Consider the following 19,112-nt stretch of genomic DNA (forward strand, 5'->3'; position numbering starts at 1 on the left):
TTTCTACTGTCGTTGCGGCGAGAGGGGTGGGGCTGTGGCGAAGCAGGAGAGGGCCGAGCGGACCAGGGCGAATCTGATTCGCTCAGCCGCCGCGGTGTTCGACCAGGTCGGGTACGAGCGCGCCACCCTCGCGGTGATCAGCGATCACGCCCAGGTCACCAAGGGCGCGCTGTCGTTCCACTTCGCCGCCAAGTCCGAACTGGCCCGCGCCGTGCAGGTCGAGGCGTGCGCCACGTCCGGCGCGGCCCTGCGGGTCTGCGCCGAGCGCCCCGGGCCGGCCTTCCAGTCGGTGGTCGACATGACGTACACCCTCGTCGGGCTGCTGGAGAGCGACGTCGTCACCCGGGCCGGGGTGCGCCTCGCGCGCGAGCTGGAGACCCCCGAGGACCCGGCCCTCCACTGCCACGTCAACTGGCTCGGCAGTCTCTTCCACGCCCTGCGCCGGGCGGAGGCCGACGGGACGGCGCTCCCCGGGGCCGACGCCCGCTCCGCCGCCGCGCTCGTCATGTCGGTGATCGTGGGCGCGGAGACGATGGCGCGCACGCGCGCCGACATGGCCTTCGGTGAGGGGCTCGCCGCACCGCGCGAGACGGCGCAGGAGTGGCTGGCCCGCATGTGGAGCGTCGTGCGGCCCGTCCTGGCGACCGCGGCATGAGCCGCCGGCCGGGCACGGACGCCGTGTCACGCACGAGCCGGGGGCGGACGCGGGTGGATCCGGGCTGGACGCGGCTCGGCCCGGTCGCGGCCGGCGCGGACCCGGGCTGGACGCGGTGCGATCCTGGCTGGACCCGGCGCACCGGCGCCCGGCCGGGATAAGTGGCCGATACACGGACCTTGACGGGGCGCGGCCGGGACGCATAGCGTCACCCGGAGGACTGAGCAAGCGCTTAGGAAGAGGCGATCGTGCCGCACCCCGATCCGTCCACGCCCCACCCGGCGGCCCCCGCCGCGCGTTCCGCCGCGGTGCTCACCGCGCCCGGAGCGCCCTTCGCCGTCGTGCCGGACGACGACGGACGGCCCGTCTACGCCGAAGGGCCGCGCACCCTGCGGGAGTTCGTGGAGGCCACCTGGGCGTACGGCGAGCGGCCGTTCCTCGTCGCCGACCGGCGGACGTACACCTACGGGGAGTTCTTCGCCGCCGCCTGCGCGCTCGCCCGGCGCTTCACCGACGTGTACGGGCTGCGCCCCGGCGACCGGGCCGTCGTCGCGATGCGCAACCACCCCGAGTGGCAGATCGCCTTCTGGGCCGTTCAGTTGGCCGGACTCGTCGCCGTGCCCCTCAACGCCTGGTGGACCGAGGACGAGTTCCGCCACGCCCTCGACGACTGCCGGCCGCGCGTGCTGCTCGTCGACGGTGAGCGCGTCGAGCGCGTACGGGACTGGGCGCGCCTCCGGCGGGTGCCGGGGCTGGTCTTCCACGGCGACGCGGAGGAGGGGTTCGAGCGGTACGAGGACCTGCCCCCCGCCGACCCCGCGCTCGGCCCGCCGGACGTGGAGGTCCGGCCCGGCGACGACGCCACCATCATCTACACGTCCGGCACGACCGGGCGGCCCAAGGGTGCGGTCGCCACGCACCTCGCCCAGGCGGGCGCGGCGATGAACCCGCGCTACCACGCGGCCGTCGCCGCGCTGGAACGCGGGGAGATCCCCGGGACGGGCCCGGCGCCCGTGTCGCTGACCACGTTCCCGTTCTTCCACGTCGCCGCGTTCACGTCGTTCTACTCCGTGATGGCGGCGGGCGGCACGCTGGTGCTGATGCGCAAGTGGGACGCCGCGCGGGCCCTGGAGCTCATCCACGAGCACGGCGTCACGCACTACGCGGGCGTGCCCACCACCGCGCTCCACCTCCTGGACCTGGCCGGCGACTCCGGCCTCGGGACGCTGACCAGCCTCAACACCGGAGGCGCCGCCGCACCGCCCGGCCTGGTCGCCCGCTGCCCCGAGGGCGTCGAGCCCCGCAACGGCTACGGGCTCACCGAGACCAGCGGCGGCGTCCTGGCCAACTTCGGAGCGTCCTACCGGAGCTTCCCCGGCAGCGTGGGGCGGCCCACCCCGGTCACCGAGGTGCGGATCGCCGCCCCGGACGGCCGGCCCCTGCCCGACGGCGAGGTGGGCGAGCTGTGGCTGCGCGGCCAGTCCCTGGTACGCGGCTACTGGCAGGACCCGGCGGCGACGGCGACGGCGTTCACCCCGGACGGCTGGCTGCGCACCGGTGACCTCGCCATCGTGCGCGACGGCCGGGTCAGCGTCGTCGACCGGCTGAAGGACATGGTGATCCGGGGCGGCGAGAACGTGTACTGCGGGGAGGTCGAGGCCGCGCTGTACGGCCACCCCGACGTGGTGGACGCGGCCGTGCTCGGCGTCCCCCACCCCCGGCTGGGCGAGGAGGTCGCGGCCGTGGTGCGGCTGCGCGAGGGCGCGGCGGCCGGGGCGGACGAGCTGCGGGCGCACGTGGCGCGCGGCCTCGCGGCCTTCAAGGTGCCGGCGCACGTCCTCGTCCAGCGGGAGCCGCTGCCCAGGAACGCGACGGGCAAGGTGCTCAAGCGGGAGCTGCGCGACACGGTACGGGCGGGGCTGCCCGCGGCGGGGTAGTGGTGCGGGTGCGGGTCGTGCGGATTCCGCCGGTGGGTACGGTCGGGGCCCCTCCGGCACGGCCCCTCCGGCCGGATGCCGGGTGCGGGCGGCACCGGGGCGATCAGGCCCGGGTGACGCGGATCCGGTAGGCGCCGGACTCGGGGTCCTCGGACAGCACGGTGATCCGTACGCCGCTCTCGGGGTCGGTGAAGGACTCGCCGGGGCGGTAGGGGGCGTCCGACAGCTCGGCGTGCACGTTCGGCCGCCGCGTGCAGCCCCCGCTGTCGCGGTCGCTGTCCACGACCGTGACCGGGCCGTGCCCGGTGTCCACGTCGGACTCGACGTGGTAGATCAGCACCCCCGGCTCGCACACCGCCTCGTCGTTGCCCTCCCGGGTGCGGACCTCCACCGCGTACCCGGACTCCGGGGTGAGCGGGACGAAGGCGAGCTTCGCGCCGCCCCTGGCGGCCAGCGGGGTGAGCGTGTACTCGCGGGTGCCGGACGCGGAGGCGCAGCGCACCTGGCCGTTGTCGAGCCAGCCGAGCTTCCACTTGTGCCAGCCCAGGAAGTCGTTGTTGGCCCCCCAGTCCTCGGACATGATGTCCCAGTGCCCCACGGCGCCGCCGCCCTCGGCCGTGTAGAGGTCGGGCAGCCCGAAGACGTGGCCGTTCTCGTGCGGCAGGACCCGGAAGCCCGTCTCGTGGTAGGTGCCCGAACCGTCGTCCTGGCGGCTGTAGACGAACGAGGTGTTGGCGAGCGGCGCGCCGTCCGCGTGCGGGGCCTCGCCGTTGCCGGAGAAGGTGACGGACAGGACGGTGTCCAGGGCGGAGGGGCCGGCGTTGGGCGTGACCAGGACGTTGACCAGGTCGTAGTCGGCGAAGTCGACCTTCGGGTCGGCGGCGGTGACGATGTCCTGGACGAGCCGCCGGTAGCCCGGCTCGTAGGGGGAGCCGCGGTCGATCCCGTACGAGTCGAACGGCATCGGCATCCGCAGCCAGTCCGGCAGCGGCGCCTCGGGGCGGTAGCGCATCCGGCCGTAGGAGCTGGTGCGGAACCAGTCGGTGGTCTGCGGGAAGAACTCGGCGAACCGGCTCATCGCCGGGCCCTCGCCGGGGGCGTCGGGGAAGTCGACCATCAGGGTCAGGGCCCGGACGTCGCCCGTCGAGCGGGCGTAGCCCGGGCCCGTGGGTATGCCCTCCGACAGCTGGACGCCCAGGGCGGCCGTGATCCGGCAGGGCGCGAGGCCCGCGTCGTCGGCGGCGGAACGGGCGGCGACCGGGCCGGCGGAGGCGCGGGACGGGCCCGGGAGGCTCGAGCTCGCCGTGGCGAGGCCGGCCAGGGCGAGGGTGGTGACGGCCGCGCCGAGGGCGACCGGTCTGCGTATCCGCCGGCGGGTCTGCTGCATACGTGCTGATCGCCTTCGGTCGGCGGCGGTCGGCCGGGTCCGATCGCTCTCCGTCCGATCAGCCTCTGCCGGGCCGGGTGGGGGCGCCCGCCGGATGCGGCCGATCGTGGGTTACTCGCCGGAAGGGTGAGTGACGCGGCTCACAGGGGAAGCGGGACTAACCGGGGATGCGCTCCCCGTTTACCCCTGTGTCGCAGGAAGCGGGGAACTCGTCCCCGGTTGTGCGTGGAGAGAGGAAGTGGACCGTGACGACGAGCACGAGCACGAGCACCGGCACCGGCACCGGTACGCGCGCGTCCCGTCCCCGGGCGGACGCCCTGCGCAACCGCGAACGGATCGTGACGGCGGCCCGCGAGATGTTCGTCGAGCTCGGGGCCGACGTGCCCTTCGACGAGGTCGCCCGCCGGGCCGGCGTCGGCAACGCCACCCTCTACCGGCACTTCCCCGACCGGGCCGCCCTGGTCCACGAGGTCGTCCTCTCCGTCCTGTCCCGCACCACCGAGAGCGCCCTGGAGGCGGCCACCGACGAGGCAGACGCCTTCGAGGCGCTGCGCCGCTTCACCCACGCCGCCGCCGACGAGCGGATCGGCGCCCTGTGCCCGCTGCTCTCCGGCGCCTTCGACCGGGACCACCCCGAACTGCTCGCCGAGCGCGGGCGCCTGGAGGACGCCGTGCAGACGCTCTTCGCCCGGGCGCAGGAGGCCGGCCGGATGCGCACCGACGTCGCCGTGGGTGACCTGCTGGTCGGCCTGTCCCAGCTCACCCGGCCCCTGCCGGGCTCCGCCTGCCCGAACTTCGACCGCTTCGTCCACCGCCACCTCCAGCTGTTCCTGGACGGCCTGGAGGCGCCCGCGCGCTCCGAGCTGCCCGGCACGGCCGCGACCCTGGAGGACCTGCGGCGCGAGCCCTGAGCCTCCGAGGACGACACCGACTTCCCACCACCCGCACGAGCCCTTAGGTGCTGCCCCATGCCCGACAAGACCTCCGGCCCCGCCGGTCCCGCCACCACGACCGGCCCCGATCCCAGCCGCTGGAAAGCGCTGGTCTTCATAGCCCTGGCCCAGCTGATGGTCGTGCTCGACGCGACGATCGTGAACATCGCGCTGCCCTCCGCCCAGCAGGATCTGGGGATCTCGGACGGCAACCGGCAGTGGGTCATCACCGCGTACGCCCTCGCCTTCGGCGGTCTGCTGCTGTTCGGCGGCCGCATCGCCGACCTGTGGGGCCGCAAGCGCACCTTCGTCGTCGGCCTGCTCGGCTTCGCCGCGGCGTCCGCGCTGGGCGGCGCGGCCACCGGTGAGGCGATGATGCTCGGCTCGCGCGCCCTCCAGGGCGCCTTCGGCGCGCTGCTGGCGCCCGCCGCGCTGTCCCTGCTGGCCGTGATGTTCACCGACGGCAAGGAGCGCGCCAAGGCGTTCGGCATCTACGGCGCGATCGCCGGTGGCGGCGGCGCCGTGGGCCTGATCCTCGGCGGCGTCCTCACCGAATACCTCGACTGGCGCTGGACGTTCTACGTCAACATCCCCTTCGCCGTGATCGCGGCCGTGGGCGCCTGGCTCGTGATCCGTGAGCCGGCCGGTGGCCGCAACCGCTCGCCGCTCGACGTCCCGGGCGTCGTGCTGTCCACCCTCGGACTGGTCTCCCTGGTGTACGGCTTCACCCGCGCCGAGTCCCACGGCTGGTCCGACACCAGCACCATCGGCCTGTTCGTCGCCTCCGCCGTGCTGCTCGCCGCGTTCCTGGCCGTCGAGGCCAGGGTGAAGTCGCCGCTGCTGCCGCTGCGGGTGCTCACCGAGCGCAACCGCGGCGGTGTCTACCTCTCCCTCGGGCTCGCGATCATCGCGATGTTCGGCCTGTTCCTGTTCCTCACCTACTACCTCCAGGTCGTCAAGGGCTTCTCGCCGGTCAGGACCGGGTTCGCCTTCCTGCCGATGATCGCCGGAATGATCACAGGCTCCACGCAGATCGGTGCCCGCCTGATGACCCGCGTGCCGCCCCGGCTGCTGATGGGCCCCGGCTTCCTGGCCGCCGCCACCGGCATGCTGCTGCTGACGCAGCTGGAGGTGGACTCGTCGTACGCCGGGCTCATCCTGCCCGCGCAGCTCCTGCTGGGCCTCGGCATGGGCACCGCCTTCATGCCGGCCATGTCCCTCGCCACGCACGGCGTCGAGGCCCGGGACTCCGGAGTGGCGTCCGCGATGGTGAACACCTCGCAGCAGGTCGGCGGCGCCATCGGTACGGCGCTGCTCAACACCATCGCCGCGTCCGCGACCACCGCGTACCTCACCGACCACGCGGCCGCCGCGACCTCGCCGCAGGCGCAGAAGCTGCTCCAGCTCCAGGGCATGGTGGAGGGCTACTCCGCCGCCATCTGGTGGGCGGTCGGCATCCTGCTGGTGTCCGCGGCGATCGCGGTCACCTTCATCAACACGGGCCGCCCGGGCGCCGGTTCGCAGCCCGTCGCCTCCGGCGGCGCCGAGGACGAGGTGCGCGTCCCGGTCGTCGCGCACTGACGCGTCCGTACCCCGAGGGGCGCCCCCGCCGGTCGTGGCGGGGGCGCCCCCCGCCCGTACGCGGCCCCTGTGCGTACCCCAATTTCTGCTTATGCTTCCGACTGTGTTCGACTCCCGGTACATCAAGACCTTCCATGAAGTGGTCAGGACCGGTTCCTATACGGCGGCCGCCCGCGCCCTCGGGTACACCCAGCCGGCCGTCAGCCAGCAGATGAAGGCGCTGGAACGGGACGTCGGCACCCCGCTGTTCACCCGCGTCGGGCGCGGCCTGCGGCTGACCGAGGCGGGGGAGGCCCTCACCCGGCACAGCGGGACGATCCTCGACAGCCTGGCCGTCGCCCAGGAGCAGATCGACGCCATAGCGCGGTTGCGCTCCGGCCGGGTGCGGGTGTGCGCCTTCCCCAGCGCGGGCGCGACGATCCTGCCCGAGGCGATGGCCCGGATGGCGGCCGAACACCCGGGAGTCCGGGTCGAGCTGGTGGAGAGCGAGCCGCCCGAGTCGCTGCGGATGGTCGCCCGCGGCGAGTGCGACATCACCCTGGCCTTCAGCTACCCGGGCCTGCGGGTCGACGTGCCCCCCGAACTCGACGAGTTCAGGCTGCTGGAGGACCCGCTGACGGTGCTCCTGCCCACCCGCCACCCACTGGCCCGCCGCCGCGGCGTGCACCTGGCGGACCTGGCGCACGAGCGGTGGATCGCCGGCTGCGCGCGCTGCAACGCCAACTTCCTGCACGCCTGCGCCGAGGCCGGGTTCAGCCCGGACATCGCCTGCACCACGGACGACAACCTGGTGATGCAGAGCCTGGTGGCCGCGGGCGTCGGCATCGCCATGGTGCCCGCGCTCGTCCTGTCGTTCCTCTGCCACGACAAGGTCGCCGGGCGTATCGTCGAGCCGCACACACGCCGCCAGGTGTACGCGTACGTCCTGCGCGACCACCTCCGGATACCCGCCACGGCCCTCATGCTCGACCAGATCGTCGCGGTGGCCGAGTCGCGCGTCGGCTGCTGACCCCACCGCATCCATAAGTGTTTCTTCGCCTCCCGCCAAAGAACCCTCCTTGGACGTGATGGGTCGGCCGGGCGGACGCTGCCGCCATGACGACGACCCCCGTTGCCGCTGCCGGCCCGACCACCGAACGCCTGCGTGACCTCGTCGCCCGGACCCGCGAGATCGTCGACCGCGGCCTGCCGCCGGAGCCGACCGCCCGGCTGGTCGGCGAACGCCTCGCCCCGCACCTCGGCGCGCCCGACCTGCTCACCCCGGCGCAGTGCGAGGGCGACCCCGACCACTACCGCCAGCACGTCCTGCACGCCGAGCCCGACGGTGGCTTCTCCGTCGTCGCCATCGTCTGGCTGCCCGGCCAGCGCACCCCGATCCACGACCACGTCGCCTGGTGCGCGGCCGGCGTCCACCAGGGCGAGGAGCACGAACGCCGCTACCAGCTCGTCCCGGACGGCACCTCCGCGCGGCTGCTCGCCACCGGCGACGTCGTGAACGGGCCGGGCGAGGTCGCCGCCCTCGCCCCGCCCGGCGACATCCACTCCGTACGCAACGGCGGCACGGGAACCGCGCTGTCGCTGCACGTCTACGGCGCCGACATCACGCGCCTGGGCACCAGCGTCCGGCGCATCTACCGCCTGCCCGCGGACCGCTGATGGCGCTCGTCGGCGCAAGGGTCCGTCCGCTCGCCGCGGGCCGCCGGGCCGGCCCGGGGCCCGCGCCCGGTCTGGCGCTCGCCGCGGCCGGGGTGGGCGTGGCGTGGCTGGCGCACCTCCTGGTGCCCGCCGTCCCCGTACTCACCGCCGCCGTCGTCCTGGGCGTCGCCGCCGCCCACACGCCGTGGCTGCGCGCCCGGGTCCGGGGCCGCTGCAAGCCGGGCCTGACGCTGGCGGCCAAGCGCCTGATGCGCGTCGGGGTCGTCCTGCTCGGGCTGAAGCTGAGTCTCGGGGACGTCCTGGGCCTCGGCTGGCGGACGGTCGCCATGGTGCTCGCCGTCGTGGCCGCCACCCTGGGCGGTACGTGGTGGCTCGGGCGCCGCCTCGGACTGCCGGGCGACCAGCCGGCGCTCATCGCCACCGGGTACGCCATCTGCGGCGCGTCGGCGATCGGCGCGGTGAGCGCGGTGCGGGACAGCGACGAGGACGACGCCGCCGCGTCGGTCGCCCTGGTGACCCTGTGCGGCACGCTCGCCATCGCCGTACTCCCGCTGCTGCACGGCCCGCTGGGCCTGACCGACGCGCAGTTCGGGCGCTGGGTCGGGGCGGGCGTGCACGACGTGGGCCAGGTCGTCGCGGCCGCCCAGACCGCGGGGCCCGCCGCGCTCGGCGAGGCGGTGCTGGTCAAGCTGATGCGGGTCGCGCTGCTGGCGCCCCTGGTCGCGGCACTGGTGGTGGCGGCGCGGCGGCGGGGGCGGGGCGCCGCGCGGGGGCCGGGCGTGGAGGTGCGCGGCACGGAGCGGGACCGGCGTCCGCCGTTCGTGCCGCTGTTCGTCGCCGGGTTCCTGCTCATGGTGGCGCTGCGTACGACCGGGTGGCTGCCCGCGCCGGCTCTGGAGGCCGCCGGTACCGCCCAGGAACTGCTGCTGGCCGCCGCCCTGTTCGGCCTGGGCAGCGCGGTGCACCTGCCGACGCTGTCCCGCACCGGGGCGCGGGTCGCGGTGCTGGGACTGACGGCGTGGGTGCTGATCGCCGCGGTGTCGTACGCGGGCGTCCTGCTGACGGCGTAGCACCGCCGCGCGGGGGCCGAGGGGGGTCAGCGCAGCCAGGGCAGGTCGGCGTCCGGGCCGGCGGGCTGGAGGCCCTCGGCCATGAGCCGCATGATCTCGCCGAGCTGGGCGACCTGTTCGGGGCTGAGCCGGTCGAACAGCGCCTGGCGCACGGCGGTGACGTGGCCGGGCGCGCTCCGCCTCAGCACCTCGTACCCCTCGTCCGTCAGGCAGGCGTTCTGGCCGCGCTTGTCGGAGGGGCAGTCCTCGCGCCGCACCCAGCCGCTCTTCTCCAGGCGGGCCACGGCGTGCGACAGCCGGGAGCGGGTGATCTTGGCGTCCTTGGCGAGCTCGGTCATCCGCATGCGGCGGCGCGGCGCCTGGGAGAGCTGGACGAGCAGGCCGTAGTAGATGTGCGGCATCCCGGCGTCGCGCTGGAGCTGCCGGTCGAGATGGTCCTCCAGCAGGGTGGTGGCCTGCCGGTACGCCCGCCACACCCGCTGTTCGTCGTCACTGAGCCACCGCGGCTGCTCGGCTCCGCCGTTGGTTGCCGTATCCATGTATCCACTCTAAAGGCTTCTTGAAAGTTGAACAAAGGGTCGATACGGTGGTGTTCGAGCCTGCTTGAATGTTCAAGTAAGTAGGATGGAAGCGCACGCCGGGAGCCGCAGCGATGACCGCCTTCACCGAACACCCCCAGCCCTCCGGACCCGCCGCCGGGCGGATGCCCGCCCTGTACCTCTCCCACGGCGCGCCGCCGCTCGCGGACGACCCGCTCTGGCCCGCGCAGCTCGCCGCCTGGTCCGCCTCGCTGCCGCGGCCGGCCGCGATCCTGATGGTCTCCGCCCACTGGGAGGAGGCCCCACTGGCGCTCGGTGCCACCCGGACCGCCCCGCTCGTGTACGACTTCTGGGGCTTCCCCGAGCACTACTACCGCGTCCGCTACCCGGCGCCCGGCGCACCCGCGCTCGCCGAAGCGGTCCGGGGGCTCCTGCGCGCACCCGGCACCCCGGTGCAGGACCTGCCCGACCGGGGCCTGGACCACGGGGCGTACGTCCCGCTCGTCGAGATGTACCCGGATGCCGGCGTCCCCGTCCTCCAGATGTCCCTGCCCACCCTCGACCCGGTCCGGCTCATGGACGTCGGGCGCAGGCTGGCGCCGCTGCGCGACGAGGGCGTACTGATCGTCGGCAGCGGGTTCTTCACCCACAACCTGGCCGCGCTCCGGCACGGCGGCGTCCCCGGCTGGTCGGCGGAGTTCGACGACTGGGGGCGGCGGGCGCTGGAGGGCGGGGACGTGGACGCGCTGCTCGACTTCGCGCACGCCTCACCCGCCGGGGCGCTCGCCCACCCCCGTACCGAACACTTCGCCCCCCTGTTCGTCACCCTGGGCGCCGCCGACGCGGCCGGCGACCTCGACGGCGGGCGCAGCGTCATCGACGGGTTCTGGATGGGGCTCGCGAAGCGGTCCGTGCAGTTCGGCGGTGTCCAGGGGGCGCGGGCAACCAGCGGGCGGTGAAAGCCGTCTTGACGGGTAGGAGCGTGAAACCGGTCCGTGTGTGACGGCCGTCTCACGGACCTCGCGGTCGCCGATGCCCGCGGGGGCGGCGGGATCCCCCTCCCGCGCCCGGTCTGACCTGCACCTCTTCGCCGTCGCGCGGTACGTGTCCACCCTCGGCGGCGCGACAGGGTACTGCAAGATCAGCGAAATCGACGGACGTCATGGGAATTCTGTCCGGTTTCCAGTCGTTGTTTCCGTCGGATGCAGGGCACCCGGGAGGGTGTCGCGACACCTACTCAGCAAGGGAGCTCGCATGGCAACCCGTGCCGTCGCCCGTCGTCAGTCCGCCACCGGTGGGACCACCGACCGGGCAAGCAGCGTTCGCGCCGTGGGCGGGGAGATCGCCGACCGCGACCTGGTCGGCATGTACCTCGACGAGATCGCGCGCACGCCCCTGCTCGACGCCGCCAAGGAGGTCGAGCTGTCCCAGACCATCGAGGCGGGTGTGTACGCCCGGCAGATCCTCGACGGCGACGTGGACTCCGAGGCCGCGGGCGCGTCCCGCGAGGAGCTGGAGCGCCTGGTCGCCGAGGGCGAGCGCGCCAAGGACGTCTTCATCCGGTCGAACCTGCGTCTCGTGGTGGCGGTCGCCCGCCGGTACCCGCGCAGCGGCCTGCCGCTGCTCGACCTCATCCAGGAGGGCAACGCGGGCCTGGTGCGCGCGGTGGAGAAGTTCGACTACACCAAGGGCTTCAAGTTCTCCACGTACGCGACGTGGTGGATCCGCCAGGCCATCACCCGGTCGATCGCCGACCAGTCCCGCACCATCCGCCTCCCCGTCCACCTGGTGGAGGAGCTGGGCCGGATCCGGCGCGTGCAGCGCGAGTTCAACCGCGAGCACGGCCGTGACCCGGAGCCCGCGGAGGTCGCCGCCGAACTCGGCTCCAACCCGGACCGGGTCATCGACGTCCTGGACTGGGCACGCGACCCGGTGTCGCTCAACATGTCCGTGGACGACGCGGGCGAGACCCAGTTCGGCGACCTCCTGGAGGACACCTCTGCGGTGTCGCCCGAGCAGTCCGTCCTGACGCTGCTGCGCAGCGAGGAACTGGACGACCTGATCGGCAAGCTCGACAACCGCACGGCGTCGATCATCCGCATGCGGTACGGCATCGAGGACGGCCGCGAGCGCACCCTGACCGAGGTCGGCAAGGAGCACGGCCTGACCCGCGAGCGCATCCGCCAGATCGAGAAGCACGCGCTCCTCGAACTCAAGCGCATGGCCCGCGACACGGGCTTCGACGCGGCGGCCTGACGGGCGGGGCCGCGGGGCGGGCCGCGACGGCTGCCGGTCGCCCGGGGCGCTGCGGCGCCGGCGGGTCCCCCCCGGTGCCCTGGCCCGGGCTCACCGGCCCCGACTCCGGCTCCCGCCGCGGGCGGGGGCCGTCGCCGTACCGTGTGCGACCCGCCCCGGGTCACATGCGGCCGCGCCCGCCGCCGGCGCCCCACCGAGCAAGGCACCCGGGCCGGCCCGCACCGGGGCGGCGCGCCGGGGCTCGCGGCGGGCCCACCGGGTCAAGGCGCCCCCGCCCGGGGTGGCGCGCGCCGGTCAGGGGGCCGGGGGCGTCACCGAGCGGGTCAGGCGGGCGCCGAGGCTGTGCACGTAGGAGGCCAGGGCGTCCGGGCCGTGCACCGTGAACTCGCAGTCGACCAGCGCCAGCCGCAGCGCCAGCCACTCCACCGAGTCCGCCGACCGGGCGCGCAGCCGGCAGGTGCCGGGGCCGGTGGGCGTGGGCGCGGGCGTGAGGTTCGAGGGCAGGCGGGCGGTCACGAACTCCGCCGGCGCCGCGAAGGTGACGTCCACGTCGTGCTCCGGCTGCGCCCGTGACGCCGAGTGCGACAGCATCTCGGCCGCGTCCGCCGCCGGGAGCTCGCGCGGGGCGAACCGGGCGCCGGTCGCGAACGGCTCGGACACCCGGTCGACGCGGAACGTCCGCCAGTCCTCGCGCTCCAGGTCGTAGGCCACCAGGTACCAGCGGTGCCCGGTCGACACCAGGCGGTAGGGCTCGACCAGCCGCCTGCTCTCCGCCCCGTCGCCCGCGCGGTAGCCGAACCGCAGCCGCTCGTGGGCGGTGACCGCGGCCGCGAGCGTGGTCAGCGTGGAGGGCGCGACCGTCGCGCCGTCGCCGCGCGTCAGCGGGATCGTCGCGTTCTGGAGGGTGGCGACCCGGTGCCGCAGCCGCGCCGGGAGCACCTGCTCCAGCTTGGCCAGCGCCCGTACGGCCGCCTCCTCCACGCCCTCGATGGCGTGGCCCGCCCCGGCGCGCAGCCCCACGGCGATGGCGACCGCCTCCTCGTCGTCCAGCAGCAGCGGCGGCATCGCGGCGCCGGCCACCAGCCGGTACCCGCCGACCGCGCCGCGGGTCGCCTCGACCGGGTACCCCAGGTCGCGCAGCCGGTCGATGTCGCGGCGGATGGTGCGCGGACTGACGTGCAGCCGGTCGGCCAGCTCGGTGCCCGGCCATTCGCGCGGCGTCTGGAGGAGGGACAGCAGATTCAGGAGTCGTGCCGGGGTGTCCGTCATGTTTCCCAGGATGCGCCCCCACTAGGACATGATCTGGCCTATATGACCAATAGATTTTCGGTATGACCTCCTCCACCACCCACAGCACCACCGGCACCACCGGTGCCACCGGCAGCACGCCGGTGGCGGCCGACCGGCGGCGATGGCTGGCGCTCGCCATCGTCATGACCGCCGCGTTCATGGACCTCGTCGACGTCACCATCGTCAACATCGCCATCCCCAGCATCGAGCGTGACCTGTCGGCGTCGTTCGGCGCCATCCAGTGGGTGACCGCCGGCTACGCGCTGGCCTTCGCCGCCGGGCTCATCACCGGCGGTCGCCTGGGCGACATCTACGGCCGCAAGCGGCTCTTCCTGGTCGGCATCGCCGGGTTCACCGTCGCCTCCGCCCTCTGCGGTCTCGCCGCGAACTCCGAGATGCTGGTCGCCTCCCGGCTGCTTCAGGGCGCGATGGCCGCGCTGATGGTCCCGCAGGTGCTGGCGATCATCCACGTCACGTTCCCGGCGCACGAGCGCGGCAAGGTGTTCGGGATGTTCGGCGCGGTGGTGGGGCTCGGGGCCGTCTCCGGTCCGCTGCTGGGCGCGCTGCTGACCCAGTGGAACCTGTTCGGGCTGGAGTGGCGGCCGATCTTCCTGATCAACCTGCCGGTCGGGGTCGCGGGGCTGATCCTGGGCCGGAAGTACATCACCGAGTCGCGTGCGGACAAGGCGATGCGGCTGGATCTGGTCGGCGTCGCGCTGGTCACGCTCGGGCTGCTGATGCTGATCTACCCGCTGACGCGCGGCCGTGAGCTGGACTGGCCGCTGTGGGGTCACGTCTGCATGCTGGCCAGCCCGGTCGTGTTCGGCGTCTTCGTGGCGTACGAGAGGTACAAGACGCGCAAGGACGGCTCCCCGCTGGTCGAGCTGTCGCTGTTCCGCGTGAAGAGCTTCGCGGCGGGCATCGCGGTGCAGCTCACCTTCGGGGTCGTGATGGGCATCTTCTTCCTCGTCTGGACGCTGTACATGCAGATCGGCCTGGGCTGGAGCCCGCTGAAGGCCGGCCTGACCGGTGTGCCGTTCTCCATCGCCGTGTCCGCGGCGGCCGGGATGTCGGTGCAGAAGCTGGTCCCGCGCTTCGGGCGCAAGGTGCTCCAGGCCGGTGCGCTGACGATGGTCGCCGGTGTGCTCCTCTACATCTGGGAGGCCGGGCGGTACGGCACCGGCATCGAGCCCTGGCAGATGGCCGCGCCGCTGATCGTGATGGGCGTGGGCATGGGGCTGATCGTGGCGCCGCTGACGGACGCCGTGCTGTCGGACGTGCCGCGCGAACACGCCGGTTCGGCGTCCGGACTGATCAACACCACCGGGCAGATGGGCACGGCGCTGGGCCTCGGCCTGGTGTCGGTGGTCTTCTTCGGGGTGATCGACGAGAAGCGGCTCGCGCCCGGCGAGGTCGGGACCGCGTTCGCGGACGCCTTCCAGGGCTCCCTGTGGTGGGTCGTCGCGGTCCTCGGCGTGATCTTCGCCGTGATGTTCGCGCTGCCGGGACGGCCCAAGCAGCACCTGGAGGGCGAGGCGGCGACCGCCGGCGACGCACCGGCCGAAGCGCCGGCCGAGGAGGCGCAGCCCGCGTTCACCGCCTGAACCCCGCCTGACCGAGGGCCCGGCCCGCCGGATCGATCCGATCCCGCGAGCCGGGCCCTTCGGTTACCGGTACGGGTACGGGTACGGAGACGGCGCCGGCCCGCCACGGACCGGTCAACGCACCCGGCCCCGCACCTGCGCGCGGCGCTCCATCGCCGCGCGGGCGACGTGCTCGTCCTCGTACACCTCGCACATGTGCCGACCGTCCGGCGTCGCCGTGTGCTCGACCTCCCAGACGCTCATCTCGCTGCCGTCCAGCAGCAGGAACGCGTGCTCGTACAGCGCGAAACCGGCGTCCCTGCCCGCCACGCCGCACTGCCGGCCGAAGACCTGGCGGATGTGGTGGGCGAACGCGCCCCGGAGCCGCGCCGCCACCGCCTCGCCCGGCCGGTCCTCGTTCTCCGCGCGGCGCAGCACCCGGCGGGCGTGGTCCGCCGAGCGGTCCGGCACGTACATCAGCGGTGCCGGGGCCGCGGGCCTGGCCATCAGCGCGCCCAGCAGCTCCAGGTCCGCGTCGAGGTCCTCGCCCAGCTCGTCCTCCGGGTCGGGGAAGCCGGCCGTCAGGCGGGAGGCGGCGAGCCGTGCCTCGCTCTCCTCCGCGTACAGCTCGTGCTGCTCGGCGCCGTCCCTCCCGGCGTTGTGCACCACCTCCCACAGCGTCAGCGACGAGGCGTCGGCCAGCAGGAACGTGTGCCGGTGGGTCGTCCGGTGGAGCGCCGCGCTGTGGTGCGACGAGTGCAGCGAACTGGCGTGCGCCAGCGCGGAATCCAGTCGCTCGACCAGTGCGTCGGGCAGGTCGAAGGAGTTCAGCGCCCGCCCCAGGAGGCGCTCGACGTGCATCTCGGTCGTCTCGTCGTTCGGAACGTTCAAGAGGGGTCTCCAGGCCGTCGCCGCGTGTCACTCGATGCTTGCTTAAGGTAGTGCCTGGGTCTGACAACGCGTCCGACTTCCACGAAACGAGGGGCGCGCGAACCGAGTTCCCGCGCGCCCCGTACAACGCGGCGCCCGCGGGCCTCAGTCCAGCCCGTACAGGTCGCGGTACGCGGGGAAGTCACCACCCGGCCCCGAGACCGACCCGGCGGCCAGCACCGCCCGGACGATCGCCCTGGTCACCACGGTCGCACCGGCCGCCAGGACCTCGTTGAGCCCGAGCGGGCCGTGCGTGTCCGGCAGGGGGCGCCCGCCGGTGGCGAGAGTGAACACCGTGTCCCCGTCGTTGAGCAGGTGCACCGGCCGCACGGCGCGCGCGATGCCGTCGTGCGCCGTGCCCGCGAGCTTCTGCGCCTGCGCCCGGGTCAGGTCCGCGTCCGTACCGACCACGGCGAGCGTGGTGTTGAGCGGCGGCCAGTCGTTGCGCTCCAGCGACTCGGCGAGCCGCCGCGCCGCCGCCGCGTGCGCCTCCGGGTCCGGGAACTCCATCGGCCCGTCGCCGTACGCCCCGTACAGCGCGCCGGTCAGCGGGTCGACGGCCGACCCCACCGCGTTGGCCACGACCAGCGCCCCGACGGTGATCCCGCACGCCAGCACCGTGCTCGCGGTACCGACCCCGCCCTTCATACCGCCGACCACCGCCCCCGTACCGGCACCGACCGCCCCGCACTCCACGGGCGCGCGGAGGCCGGACGCGTCCGCCGCCTCCACCGCCGCACGCCCGGTCGACGCGTCCGGGCGCGCCTTCCAGTCACCGCCACGCCCCAGGTCGAACACGCACGCCGCCGGGACGACCGGCACCACCTGCGACGGGTCGGGCCCCACCCGCACGCCCCGCCCGCGCTCCTCCAGCCAGGCCATCACCCCGGCCGCCGCCTCCAGCCCGTACGCGCTGCCGCCCGTCAGGACCAGGGCCTCGACGCGCTGGACCAGGTTGCGCGGGTCGAGCGCGTCCGTCTCCCGGGTGCCCGGGCCCCCGCCGCGCACGTCCACCGCCGCGACCGCCCCGCCCTCGGGCGCCAGGACCACGGTGGTGCCGCTGAGCGCCTTGTCCCCCGGTACGCGCGCGTGGCCGACCCGCAGACCGGCCACGTCCGTCAGTGCGTCGTTCATCCCCCTTGCGTACCACGCTCCGCACGGGCCGTGAGGGTGACTCCGGTCGCGACGGCCGCCGCCGCCACGATCCCGGCCGAGAAGATCCCCCAGCGCCCCGCGAACGTGCAGAGCAGGATGCCCAGCGCGGCGCACGGCAGCACCAGTTGCTGTGCGATGCCCGCCTTGAAGTAGCGCGAGTGCAGCGCCCACACCAGCAGCAGGAACAGTGCCGAGGGCAGGGTGACCGCGGCCGCGGCGGAGGTCGCCGACAGGTGGGCCTCGCCGGTCGCCTGCTCGACCGCTACCTCCAGTCCCGCGCCGATCGCCGCCGCCGACGCCTGGATCAGGTAGTGGCCGTACCCCCACAGGAACGCCTGCCGGTTGGACATCAGCCGACGGTGCACCGGGACGACGAAGTAGATCCACCAGGCCGCGAAGATCAGCAGCAGCCCGCCGGCGGCGATCGGCAGCAGGTCGCCCAGCGCGTCGTTCTCCTCGATACCCGTCTTCACCGCGACCGTGGCCGCCGCGATGGTCTCGCCGAGCACGATGATGGTGAACAGCCCGTACCGCTCGGCGATGTGGTGGGCGTGCCAGCTGGAGGAGAAGTCCCGCTCCGCGAGCGGCGGCACGGACAGCTCGGCGGCCACCATCACCAGGAACACCCAGGGCCGGGCCGGTTCGGGCACGAGGACCAGCGCCGTCCAGCCGATCTGGCAGAGCGACACCCCGGCCGCGTACCGCAGCGCCATGGTCCGCTCCGCCCCGGACGCGTTGCGCGCCGCCCGGAGCCACTGCGAGGCGAGCGCGAGCCGCATCACCACGTACCCGAGCCACACCAGGAAGAACTCGTTCTCCTCGAAGGCGCGGGACACCCCGGCGGCCAGCAGCAGGACACCGGCGATCTGGACGAGCGTCACGACGCGGTAGAGCACGTCGTCGTTGTCGTACGCCGAGGCGAACCAGGTGAAGTTCATCCACGCCCACCAGATGGCGAAGAACACCATCGCGTACCGGGCGATGCCGTCTCCGGCATGGCCCTCGGCCACGGCGTGCACGAGCTGGACGCCCGCCTGCGCGACCGCCACGACGAAGCACAGGTCGAAGAAGAGCTCCAGGGGCGTGGCGGCGCGGTGCTCCTCGTCGCGGCTGCGCGAGACCAGGGGCCGCAGGGGCGTACGGGACGCGGGGGGAGGGGAGGTCATCCCACCAGGACAGCAGAGGCACCGCCGCCGGACGCCCTCCGCGGGAACGGTCACCCCCGAAGTCCCCACAACGGGCGAACCGTCCCGCACCTCCCTCCCCGGCGGCCCGGACCGGCGACCACCGGCCACCGGCGTACGCTGGACGTATGAGGACCGCCCCCGCCCCCGGACCGCGAGACGCGAAGACCGAATCAGCGCCGAAGGAAGAGAACGACCCGCAGAAGAGGACACCGGCGCTGATCTTCGACGATCCGCTGGACCAGCCGTCCGCGGACGATACGGACCGTGGGTGGGGTGAGCGGCCTCCGGGCGGCGACAGCGCCGCCGACCTCGCGCGCTTCCTCGACGAGAAGCCGCCGCACCACCTCTGAGCCGGTGGAGCCGGTGGAGCCGGCGGCCCTACGGGGTGCCGCGCTGGGCGACGAGGGCGTCGCGGATCTCCTTGAGCAGCTCCAGCTCGGTGACCTCCAGGGTCTCCTGGACACCCCTGCGCTCCTTCTCCAGCGCCGCCCGGCGGGCCAGGTACTTGGCCATCGGCAGCACCATCAGGAAGTAGACGACGGCCGCGGTGATCAGGAAGCTGAGCGTGGCGCTGAGCACCGAACCCCACAGGATCGCGACGCCCTGGACGACCTCGCCTCCCTCGCTGACCCGGCACGGGCCCTTCAGACAGGAGCGGTAACTCTCCAGGCTCTTCGTGCCGAACGCGCCGACGACCGGACTGATCACGCCCCGGACGATCGCGTTCACGATGTTGGTGAACGCGGCGCCGATCACCACCGCGACCGCCAGGTCGATCACGTTCCCCCGCATGAGGAAGGCCTTGAAGCCCTCCAGCAAGCTCTGCTTCTTCTCCTGGCTCACCACGGTGCCCTTCGTCGCGTGTGCAGTCGGCGCAGCCATTACGCCGTGCACCGTGCGTAACCGTCCAATCCGTACGCACGGACAGGGGACGTGACCGGCAGTCCGTGCGAC

The 19,112-nt window shown here is 73.8% G+C and carries 18 protein-coding genes; 11 read left to right on the forward strand and 7 right to left on the reverse strand.

Translation table 11 applies throughout. The features are described from left to right. The first annotated feature begins 34 nt into the window (after positions 1-34). Entirely contained in the window at positions 35-655 is a 621-nt protein-coding gene (locus EIZ62_RS19090; RefSeq protein ID WP_167536395.1) for a ScbR family autoregulator-binding transcription factor, read from the forward strand. Positions 656-903: 248 nt separating this feature from the next. Continuing rightward, entirely contained in the window at positions 904-2,592 is a 1,689-nt protein-coding gene (locus EIZ62_RS19095; RefSeq protein WP_244375802.1) for a class I adenylate-forming enzyme family protein, read from the forward strand. A gap of 103 nt (positions 2,593-2,695) precedes the next feature. Here EIZ62_RS19095 and EIZ62_RS19100 read toward each other — a convergent pair whose 3' ends face one another. Continuing rightward, entirely contained in the window at positions 2,696-3,979 is a 1,284-nt protein-coding gene (locus EIZ62_RS19100) for a M6 family metalloprotease domain-containing protein (RefSeq protein WP_156693868.1), read from the reverse strand. Between the two features lie 245 nt (positions 3,980-4,224). Between EIZ62_RS19100 and EIZ62_RS19105 the strand changes: the two genes are divergently transcribed. The 5 genes from EIZ62_RS19105 (at position 4,225) to EIZ62_RS19125 (ending at position 9,218) form a co-directional block, all read left to right on the forward strand. After that, a complete protein-coding gene (locus EIZ62_RS19105; protein ID WP_244375804.1) occupies positions 4,225-4,890 on the forward strand; it encodes a TetR/AcrR family transcriptional regulator in 666 nt (221 codons plus the stop codon). A gap of 57 nt (positions 4,891-4,947) precedes the next feature. Beyond that, the gene (locus EIZ62_RS19110; RefSeq protein ID WP_156693870.1) at positions 4,948-6,492 is read left to right on the forward strand and encodes an MFS transporter; all 1,545 of its coding nucleotides are present in this window, start codon (positions 4,948-4,950) and stop codon (positions 6,490-6,492) included. Between the two features lie 103 nt (positions 6,493-6,595). Continuing rightward, a complete protein-coding gene (locus tag EIZ62_RS19115) occupies positions 6,596-7,501 on the forward strand; it encodes a LysR family transcriptional regulator (RefSeq protein ID WP_156693871.1) in 906 nt (301 codons plus the stop codon). 86 nt (positions 7,502-7,587) lie between these two features. Continuing rightward, on the forward strand, positions 7,588-8,148 hold the full coding sequence (locus EIZ62_RS19120) for a cysteine dioxygenase family protein (RefSeq protein ID WP_156693872.1): 561 nt from the start codon (positions 7,588-7,590) through the stop codon (positions 8,146-8,148). Then, positions 8,148-9,218: a YeiH family protein gene (locus EIZ62_RS19125; RefSeq protein ID WP_156693873.1), complete on the forward strand. Its 1,071-nt coding sequence runs from the start codon at positions 8,148-8,150 to the stop codon at positions 9,216-9,218. Before EIZ62_RS19120 ends, EIZ62_RS19125 begins: the two co-directional genes overlap by 1 nt. Before the next feature lie 26 nt (positions 9,219-9,244). Here the strand turns inward: EIZ62_RS19125 and EIZ62_RS19130 are convergent, their stop codons facing one another. Continuing rightward, the gene (locus tag EIZ62_RS19130; RefSeq protein ID WP_156693874.1) at positions 9,245-9,757 is read right to left on the reverse strand and encodes a MarR family winged helix-turn-helix transcriptional regulator; all 513 of its coding nucleotides are present in this window, start codon (positions 9,755-9,757) and stop codon (positions 9,245-9,247) included. A 113-nt stretch (positions 9,758-9,870) separates the two neighbouring features. Between EIZ62_RS19130 and EIZ62_RS19135 the strand changes: the two genes are divergently transcribed. Both EIZ62_RS19135 and EIZ62_RS19140 read left to right on the forward strand, forming a co-directional pair. Further along, positions 9,871-10,716 (forward strand): dioxygenase family protein, encoded by an 846-nt coding sequence (locus tag EIZ62_RS19135; protein ID WP_167536396.1) that lies wholly within the window; start codon positions 9,871-9,873, stop codon positions 10,714-10,716. Between the two features lie 295 nt (positions 10,717-11,011). Beyond that, complete coding sequence (locus EIZ62_RS19140; RefSeq protein WP_156693875.1) at positions 11,012-12,013, forward strand: sigma-70 family RNA polymerase sigma factor; 1,002 nt, start codon at positions 11,012-11,014, stop codon at positions 12,011-12,013. 294 nt (positions 12,014-12,307) lie between these two features. Here EIZ62_RS19140 and EIZ62_RS19145 read toward each other — a convergent pair whose 3' ends face one another. Continuing rightward, a complete protein-coding gene (locus tag EIZ62_RS19145; RefSeq protein ID WP_156693876.1) occupies positions 12,308-13,282 on the reverse strand; it encodes a helix-turn-helix transcriptional regulator in 975 nt (324 codons plus the stop codon). A gap of 62 nt (positions 13,283-13,344) precedes the next feature. On the opposite strand from EIZ62_RS19145, the gene EIZ62_RS19150 reads away from it, so the two are divergent. Beyond that, positions 13,345-14,907 (forward strand): MFS transporter, encoded by a 1,563-nt coding sequence (locus tag EIZ62_RS19150; protein ID WP_156693877.1) that lies wholly within the window; start codon positions 13,345-13,347, stop codon positions 14,905-14,907. A 114-nt stretch (positions 14,908-15,021) separates the two neighbouring features. Here EIZ62_RS19150 and EIZ62_RS19155 read toward each other — a convergent pair whose 3' ends face one another. From EIZ62_RS19155 to EIZ62_RS19165, 3 genes are all read right to left on the reverse strand, one after another. After that, the gene (locus EIZ62_RS19155; protein ID WP_425281882.1) at positions 15,022-15,747 is read right to left on the reverse strand and encodes a DUF6227 family protein; all 726 of its coding nucleotides are present in this window, start codon (positions 15,745-15,747) and stop codon (positions 15,022-15,024) included. A gap of 174 nt (positions 15,748-15,921) precedes the next feature. After that, positions 15,922-16,950, reverse strand: coding sequence for a P1 family peptidase (locus EIZ62_RS19160; RefSeq protein WP_156693879.1), 1,029 nt, complete (start codon positions 16,948-16,950; stop codon positions 15,922-15,924). After that, on the reverse strand, positions 16,947-18,137 hold the full coding sequence (locus EIZ62_RS19165; RefSeq protein ID WP_156693880.1) for a low temperature requirement protein A: 1,191 nt from the start codon (positions 18,135-18,137) through the stop codon (positions 16,947-16,949). Before EIZ62_RS19165 ends, EIZ62_RS19160 begins: the two co-directional genes overlap by 4 nt. A 146-nt stretch (positions 18,138-18,283) precedes the next feature. On the opposite strand from EIZ62_RS19165, the gene EIZ62_RS19170 reads away from it, so the two are divergent. Beyond that, positions 18,284-18,508, forward strand: coding sequence for a hypothetical protein (locus tag EIZ62_RS19170; protein WP_156693881.1), 225 nt, complete (start codon positions 18,284-18,286; stop codon positions 18,506-18,508). A gap of 28 nt (positions 18,509-18,536) precedes the next feature. On the opposite strand, the gene EIZ62_RS19175 is transcribed toward EIZ62_RS19170, so the two are convergent. Then, a complete protein-coding gene (locus EIZ62_RS19175) occupies positions 18,537-19,040 on the reverse strand; it encodes a large conductance mechanosensitive channel protein MscL (protein ID WP_208827985.1) in 504 nt (167 codons plus the stop codon). Positions 19,041-19,112: the final 72 nt, after the last annotated feature.

The organism is Streptomyces ficellus (assembly GCF_009739905.1).
GTDB lineage: Bacteria > Actinomycetota > Actinomycetes > Streptomycetales > Streptomycetaceae > Streptomyces > Streptomyces ficellus_A.

Excerpts from the sequence above, each read along its gene's own strand:
- EIZ62_RS19100 (WP_156693868.1), bottom strand. The coding sequence starts at position 3,979 with ATGCAGCAGACCCGCCGGCGGATACGCAGACCGGTCGCCCTCGGCGCG.
- EIZ62_RS19110 (WP_156693870.1), top strand. The coding sequence starts at position 4,948 with ATGCCCGACAAGACCTCCGGCCCCGCCGGTCCCGCCACCACGACCGGC.
- EIZ62_RS19120 (WP_156693872.1), top strand. The coding sequence starts at position 7,588 with ATGACGACGACCCCCGTTGCCGCTGCCGGCCCGACCACCGAACGCCTG.
- EIZ62_RS19125 (WP_156693873.1), top strand. The coding sequence starts at position 8,148 with ATGGCGCTCGTCGGCGCAAGGGTCCGTCCGCTCGCCGCGGGCCGCCGG.
- EIZ62_RS19130 (WP_156693874.1), bottom strand. The coding sequence starts at position 9,757 with ATGGATACGGCAACCAACGGCGGAGCCGAGCAGCCGCGGTGGCTCAGT.
- EIZ62_RS19135 (WP_167536396.1), top strand. The coding sequence starts at position 9,871 with ATGACCGCCTTCACCGAACACCCCCAGCCCTCCGGACCCGCCGCCGGG.
- EIZ62_RS19140 (WP_156693875.1), top strand. The coding sequence starts at position 11,012 with ATGGCAACCCGTGCCGTCGCCCGTCGTCAGTCCGCCACCGGTGGGACC.
- EIZ62_RS19145 (WP_156693876.1), bottom strand. The coding sequence starts at position 13,282 with ATGACGGACACCCCGGCACGACTCCTGAATCTGCTGTCCCTCCTCCAG.
- EIZ62_RS19150 (WP_156693877.1), top strand. The coding sequence starts at position 13,345 with ATGACCTCCTCCACCACCCACAGCACCACCGGCACCACCGGTGCCACC.
- EIZ62_RS19155 (WP_425281882.1), bottom strand. The coding sequence starts at position 15,747 with ATGCACGTCGAGCGCCTCCTGGGGCGGGCGCTGAACTCCTTCGACCTG.
- EIZ62_RS19160 (WP_156693879.1), bottom strand. The coding sequence starts at position 16,950 with ATGAACGACGCACTGACGGACGTGGCCGGTCTGCGGGTCGGCCACGCG.
- EIZ62_RS19165 (WP_156693880.1), bottom strand. The coding sequence starts at position 18,137 with ATGACCTCCCCTCCCCCCGCGTCCCGTACGCCCCTGCGGCCCCTGGTC.
- EIZ62_RS19170 (WP_156693881.1), top strand. The coding sequence starts at position 18,284 with ATGAGGACCGCCCCCGCCCCCGGACCGCGAGACGCGAAGACCGAATCA.
- EIZ62_RS19175 (WP_208827985.1), bottom strand. The coding sequence starts at position 19,040 with ATGGCTGCGCCGACTGCACACGCGACGAAGGGCACCGTGGTGAGCCAG.